This is a genomic window from Ancylomarina sp., assembly GCF_041555295.1.
Lineage (GTDB): Bacteria > Bacteroidota > Bacteroidia > Bacteroidales > Marinifilaceae > Ancylomarina.
On record NZ_JBFFKR010000206.1, the window covers coordinates 1 to 6,077 of the forward strand.

Annotated in this window: 8 protein-coding genes; 1 reads left to right on the forward strand and 7 read right to left on the reverse strand. The window is 35.7% G+C overall.

Annotated features, from left to right (window positions below; genetic code table 11):
- The 4 genes from ABY905_RS12840 to ABY905_RS12855 form a co-directional block, all read right to left on the reverse strand.
- Nucleotides 1–423, reverse strand: a 423-nt coding sequence (locus ABY905_RS12840; RefSeq protein WP_372644501.1) for a hypothetical protein, incomplete at its 3' end; no start/stop codon positions are given.
- A 200-nt stretch (nucleotides 424–623) separates the two neighbouring features.
- The gene (locus ABY905_RS12845) at nucleotides 624–1,151 is read right to left on the reverse strand and encodes a CIA30 family protein (protein ID WP_372644502.1); all 528 of its coding nucleotides are present in this window, start codon (nucleotides 1,149–1,151) and stop codon (nucleotides 624–626) included.
- 59 nt (nucleotides 1,152–1,210) lie between these two features.
- Nucleotides 1,211–1,864, reverse strand: coding sequence for an HD domain-containing protein (locus tag ABY905_RS12850; RefSeq protein ID WP_372644504.1), 654 nt, complete (start codon nucleotides 1,862–1,864; stop codon nucleotides 1,211–1,213).
- Nucleotides 1,865–2,025: 161 nt separating this feature from the next.
- The gene (locus ABY905_RS12855) at nucleotides 2,026–2,187 is read right to left on the reverse strand and encodes a hypothetical protein (RefSeq protein ID WP_372644506.1); all 162 of its coding nucleotides are present in this window, start codon (nucleotides 2,185–2,187) and stop codon (nucleotides 2,026–2,028) included.
- A gap of 26 nt (nucleotides 2,188–2,213) precedes the next feature.
- Here ABY905_RS12855 and ABY905_RS12860 point away from each other — a divergent pair, with 26 nt between their 5' ends.
- On the forward strand, nucleotides 2,214–2,945 hold the full coding sequence (locus ABY905_RS12860) for a hypothetical protein (protein ID WP_372644508.1): 732 nt from the start codon (nucleotides 2,214–2,216) through the stop codon (nucleotides 2,943–2,945).
- Between the two features lie 451 nt (nucleotides 2,946–3,396).
- Here the strand turns inward: ABY905_RS12860 and ABY905_RS12865 are convergent, their stop codons facing one another.
- The 3 genes from ABY905_RS12865 to ABY905_RS12875 form a co-directional block, all read right to left on the reverse strand.
- The gene (locus tag ABY905_RS12865) at nucleotides 3,397–4,257 is read right to left on the reverse strand and encodes a YkgJ family cysteine cluster protein (protein WP_372644510.1); all 861 of its coding nucleotides are present in this window, start codon (nucleotides 4,255–4,257) and stop codon (nucleotides 3,397–3,399) included.
- Between the two features lie 285 nt (nucleotides 4,258–4,542).
- Nucleotides 4,543–5,610, reverse strand: coding sequence for a ribosome small subunit-dependent GTPase A (rsgA, locus tag ABY905_RS12870; RefSeq protein WP_372644512.1), 1,068 nt, complete (start codon nucleotides 5,608–5,610; stop codon nucleotides 4,543–4,545).
- Between the two features lie 287 nt (nucleotides 5,611–5,897).
- Nucleotides 5,898–6,077 (reverse strand): hypothetical protein (locus tag ABY905_RS12875; RefSeq protein WP_372644514.1); only part of this gene is annotated, 180 nt, incomplete at its 5' end.

The window sequence follows — 6,077 nt, forward strand, 5'->3', positions numbered from 1 at the left end:
AATACCCGTAATATTGTTCAAACCCGCTATCAATTCATCCTCAAAATGATTAATCCCACAAAAGATGATAGGCGTATTTTGAAAGTATTTTTTTCGATGATCTTTTACAAAAGACAAGGCATTGTTATCTGAGACAATAATGGCATCGTACTTTTCCTTTTGAAGTTTAAGGTCGTAGAGTTCAGTTACCTTATTAAGATACTCAAGAGACGGATTCCTCTTGGTATCAAGATATTCATAATCTAACACATACTGATTTCCTAAAGAATCCATAACTTTCTGGATACCCGAATTTACATTATCAGTCCATTGCAAGCCTTGATGATAGGAATGCAAGACAAGAACCTTTTTTCGTTCCGAAGAAAAAGATTGAAGAGATAAAAATAGGAAGCAGCTTAAAGCGATATAGTTTATCAACTTCATATATGAAATTTTAGGTTGGGGACATTTAGACCGCTAAATTTAGAATTATGATATTGTAATCCCGTTTTAATCGATGATTATTTTAAATAATTCCAATGATAATAGGTTATTTTAAGAGGTTCTAAATATAAACACAAAGTTAATTGGTATCAACACTCAAAATTAATGGAGCTTTAACAATAGCGTAGTAAAAACAGGTGCTATTTCAGACTGATGCAATCAATCTCCAGCCTAAACGCTTCTGCCTTTTTATTGGCTATCAAAAAAGCAATCTCGCACATTCTATCTCCCTGATAATTGGGCATATTCAATACGCGCCCTCTAAAACGAGGATGCATGTCTTTAAAATCAATCTCAATAGATTCCCACTCTCCGGATGTCTGAAAATCCTTCACATATGAGTGAGCATGACTCAAATCAGACTTAAGTCTAAATTGATAGGCTTTACCATCACCTTTAAGTTTCAGAATCACCTTCTTATATTTGATCACTTCCAGACTTTCGAATCGATAACGTACAGAAGAAAAGCCGCCATTGTTTTCTAAAGAAACTTGTCCTGAAAACACACCATTCCCTTCTGAATTAACAGCAAAATCGGCTTCAGATCTTCCGCCCATAACCACATCGTTAACGACAGCCCAATTACCGACTTCATCACCTTTTTTAAAATCGAAAAGAATAAAAGTATTCACCATCATCATACAAATTATAAGAGTTAAAGTTTTCATCTTCTGAAATTAAACATTTCCTTTCAGACTCTGACACTATTTTAAAACCAAGGATTGAATTAATTCTTCCCTTCCCATTCCAGATAAAACTGATTGAGATAAGTATTCATAAATTCATGACGTTGTTCTGCCATTCTCTTTCCCGATTCGGTATTCATCCTATCCTTTAAAAGAAGCAGTTTTTCATAAAAATGATTCAATGTTGGTGCATTAGAATTCTTATATTCCTCCTTGCTCATGTTTAAATTAGGCTTGATATCGGGATTGTAAATCTCTCTATTCTTATGCCCCCCATAATTAAATGTTCGGGCAATACCGATGGCTCCTAGCGCGTCTAAGCGATCGGCATCCTGAATCACATCAAGCTCAGCAGATTTAAATTCTTGCTCCAAATTACCACCTTTAAAGGAAATATTAGAGATAATATTCTCAACATGAACAATCACTTTCTCATCCACTTTAAGTGATTGCAAAAACTCTCTAGCTAAACGTGGCCCCACAGTCTCGTCACCATCATGAAATTTAGAGTCGGCAATATCGTGAAGCAAAGCGCCCAACTCCACAACAAACAAATCCACATCTTCTGATTGTGCAATCTGCTTGGCTGATTTCCAGACACGATAAATATGCCACCAATCGTGACCACCTTCGGCATCAGCTAAAACTTCCTTTACAAAGTCGACCGTTCTTTCTACAATTTGCTCTTTATTCATTTATCTAATTTCAAGTCATTTTCAATAGTGGTTATCACGAGTCAAATGTTATGGACAGCAACAAATGTTTTGACGCAGATTTTAATGATCCTATATGATTCTATGTACAAGACTGAAATAAATCTTTTCAAAATCATATTTAATCCGTGTCTAAAAATACTTTAATGATTGTTGTTGATAATGCCATCGTTCATGAATCGTGATAATCCTGAATATTTATAATCTCTCTCAAATATATCAAACTTTGTTGCATTGGGCATAGCATCCAAAAACTCTCTTCGAATTAATTTATTCCTATCAGGAATATTTCTGCTTTTTTTCACAACTTTACGTCTTCACAATCTGATATATGTTTAAACAGAATCTTCCCAACACAAAAAATTACATACAAGAGCAACTCTTGTTTAAGGCTCAAATTCAGGCTTTAAATGATGAGTTAAATACCATTGAGCAAGAAACTCAGGCTTTTGAAGCGAAACTTCGTGCCATCCTCATCGATATGATTATCGAGGAACAAGAGCTCAGCGACCTGTATAGACAAATGCAGAAAGCTAAAAAGGAGAAACGCTTAGAACAGAAAAAGAAAGGGAAGAACTACAAAGAACCCAAAGGCATTAAAGTTATTTCTAAACAAAATGAAACGTCGACTAAGTCAAAGGAAGAAAACAAAGAACTAAAACGCCTTTACAGAGAAGCCATGCTGCATGTGCATCCCGATAAATTTTCGATGGAAGAGAATAAGATTGATATTGCGACCGAAGTCACGAGTAAATTGATAGAGATTTATAAAACAGGTAATTTAAGAGAACTACAGCTCTTTCATGCTCATATTTTTTCGGGGAATGCCCTATTACAAACCGAAGATACACACAGAGCTCATTCGGAATCATCAATTGAAGACAGTTATTTGAGACAGGAAAAAGAAGCCCTCGAACAGCAATTAATCCGAGCTAAAAACAGACAGACCTACAGGGTGCTTAAAGATTATGAAAATCCCATGCTATTTGCTGAGGAACTAAAGGCCTACTACGCCGATCGAATTTTTAAACTGAGAAAACGAACCCGGAAAGCTCAAGCTTAAAACTTTCCAAACTGATTATCTCTAACACCCATCTAAGTTCAAATTCATCTTTTGAATTAGATGAATATATTTAGAACCTATGTCGAATACGGTGGGTAACTATTGTATACCACGAAGTGGTTAAATTTGAATAACCGCACCTGAAAAGTGCGGTAGTAATGGTGTTAGTCATCATCCATGAAATGGGTGAACCTATTAATTATCTCCGCCTAAGGCGGAATGATTTACTACTCGATAATAACCACCCACTTCGCAGGAGGTTATTCAAATTCAGCCCCATGCGGGTCTACTTTATTAGTTTTCCGAAAAATACATTACCCACCTAAATCAACTTAGAACCTATATTTAACAACTAACATGTTAATAAGCTTGCGATTAAATTTGTGTTCATCTGTTTAATCTGTGGATTCCTTATTTCTTTCCAATTATCTAATGCTGATAATAGATAATACTATTCCTGAGCGCCATAACTCTTTGCCGTATCGATCCAAAGTTCGGCAAGATCTTTTGGATTTGCACCCAAACCACGAGCAAGATGTAAGGCCACACCCATAATTAAAACTGAAGCTTCATGTAATTCTTGATTGGTTTGTAAGGCTCCAAATTTCTCTTGTACCTTTAATTGGAGCAAGTCGTTATGCTTTATAACAAATGCCATAGGATCATCATCAGAAATTTCTGGAATCATCAAACAATCTAACCACTCATGTCCTATACTGTCTGCTAATACTTCTGGAAGCTCATCACCCATTTTTCTCCATAGAGGCAATGTTGCCTTATCTCCAGATTCAGACAAGCCCGTATCAAGCAGTAATTCAAATGCGATATCCGCTATATTTTGCATCAGTCCTAAATAGGCATCTTGAGCCGTTTCGAACTTTTCGGTCATCTGCCCTTTTAGATATTCACCCACACTAAATTGAGGTAATTCTACAACTTCACAGCAGGGTTCCAAACAAGGAAATTCATCGCCTTGGTACATATAGTGAACTTCTTCGCTTTGTACCTGTCGACCCAGAGGATATAGGCGACAAGCTAGTGGACGCCCCAAATGGACACTACATCCAAAGTTATCGACATATTGAGAACAAGCTTGTTGATCCTTCCAGCCTGCTTTTCCATCGAATTTTAAACGAATTCCTCCAAACTCGCAATACTGATCGCGGAATTCTCTTGCCGTATTTTTCTTCTCATTGGCAAGATTAAGCAATTCCCAAGGATTAAGATAAATAATTTTCCCAAAGCAGCAATTCCCCGTTCGTGAACAGGTTAGAGGTAATATATCTTGAAGATTAAGTTTGTTTGTTTGCATTATTATTCCTTGATTTTTCTCTTGTTAAATATAACAAGTCAGATAAATTTCAATTACTAAATTGTTAAAACATGATTTGAAAGCACAAAGCTATCAAATTCCATAAAATGACATTTGCTATTTTTCACTTAATTCGCGATGGTTGGCTTAATAGCTTGTAACAGTTCGTATAAGAATTGCAGCTAATTGCGGACTTCATTTCTGTGAAGGTACAAGAAGGTTAATACGAGCTATAATCCTTAAATGGGTTACTCAACTGACTATTATTCTCAGACATTATTGTGCTTAGTACTTGTCTGATTTTTTCGTGTTCTTATAGTGTTTTATCATCTTTCCAAAATCCTTGTCTTTCTTTCGTTTTTTGGCAACAGTCGATTCGAAATGCTCTTTTTCCTTCTCCATTTTCAGGTAGTTTGCATAAGAGTTCTCGTCAATTTCTCCTTGGCGAACGGCTGTTAAAACGGCGCAGTCAATTTCAGTGGTGTGTGTGCAGTCTTTGAATTTACAATCTTTTGATAGCTGGATTATGGCATCAAATGTCTTTTCCAATCCTCCAGTTGAATCTGCGATCCCCACTTCCCTCATTCCAGGATTATCAATTAGAATACCTCCATTTTCAAGCACTAATAATTCTCTGTGACTTGTAATGTGTCGTCCTTTACTTGTGCTTTCACTTATCGTGTTTGTTTTCATCCGTTGTGTACCTGAAAGATTGTTTAAAAGAGACGATTTCCCTACTCCAGATGAACCTAACAAACAGTATGTTTTTCCCTTTATTATTGATTTTTTCAGTGTTTCTATTCCTTTTTGGGATTCATTGCTTATCGCAATGACTGGAATCTTTTTTACTCTTTCTCGAACTCTAAAAATTAGATTTGATAATTCAGATTCGTTTATCAAGTCAATTTTGTTGAGAATGATAATAGGTTCTACATTTGATATATTACAGATTGTCAGATACCGCTCCAATCGATTGATATTAAAATCATAATCGACTGATTGCATTATAAAAGCGAAGTCAATGTTTGTTGCTATTATTTGTTTCTCTCCTTGCTTGCCAACAGCTTGTCTTTCAATGATGGTTTTTCTCGGAAAAACAGCGTGAATAAGCACTCTATTTTCATCAAATTCAGAAAAGGCTACCCAATCACCTACAGCAGGAAAATCAGACCTTTTGTTTGCCGTAAATCTTAAATTTCCAATTATCTCTGCATCATATTCATTCTCAACGGTCTTTACAACATACCTTTCTTTATGTTCTAAAATCACACGCCCTACTCCAAATGAATCAAAGCCTTGGTCTTTTCTGTAATTCTCTAAATATTCGTTATATCCTAAATCTTCAAGTTTCATTTCTTTCAAATTAAGGTTTTTTTGTATTAAACGCAACGGATCGTATAAGAATAGTAGCCGACTGCGTTGCACTTTCTTGTCAAGTTGCACAAAAGTTGAAGCGGGCTACAAGCTTAGGATAACCAACTGTCCCGGCAATTTTTTATGCCTGATACATGACGCAGCCTATTAATTTGTTTTGATGTTTGTTGTTTGAATTTGCCCAATATTTTAGGGATTATCATTTTCCTACATTCTTTATGGTATTGTTTTATTTCATTGATGCTGGGTTGATATTCAGGGTTGATTCACCACTGTTGGTTTGATAATGGTGATGATGCTTGCAGAGAAAATTCATGAATTTTCTTTACGGTATCATTTATCATGTCGTTATCATTATCAATCGTCCATATCCCATTATCGAAACCATAATCGCCCAAGGAAACAATCATATGGATATGATTAGGCATAACTGTCCAAACATTCAT